Genomic DNA, 392 nt, shown 5'->3' on the forward strand with positions numbered 1-392 from the left:
AGTTTCTCGGATTGCCGGACTTCAAAGTGTGCCATGTTCGTTTGGGTGAAGAAAGAATATGACTAATTATCTCATTAATTCAAACGGTTGTATATGTTTTTAAGGGCTTCGAACACGGATTCAGGTTATCGTTAACCCACCTCGACAACGACATCCGGTCATTCTACATTCAAGATCACAAGGAGGCATCATAATGACTACCACTCGCACCCCAATCCGTTCCATTATCGCGACCACGTTGTTCGCAGAAATGAGGGCACCCAAAACAACTCACTCACGCTGCCCTGGAACTGCTGCGCCCCATTCACCAGGCTCAACTGGAATCCATTCGCACCTCTCGGGTCATCACCATGGATGAAACTCCAGTCAAAGCCGGACGCACCGATCAGGGG

Annotated in this window: 1 pseudogene; it reads left to right on the plus strand. The window is 48.7% G+C overall.

Annotated elements, in window-relative coordinates:
- Positions 1-266: 266 nt before the first annotated feature.
- Positions 267-392 (plus strand): annotated as a pseudogene (locus tag IV91_RS19890) (IS66 family transposase); the annotation flags it as partial.

Origin of the sequence: Ferrovum myxofaciens (assembly GCF_000735045.1) — a bacterium.
In the GTDB taxonomy this organism is placed as follows: domain Bacteria; phylum Pseudomonadota; class Gammaproteobacteria; order Burkholderiales; family Ferrovaceae; genus Ferrovum; species Ferrovum myxofaciens.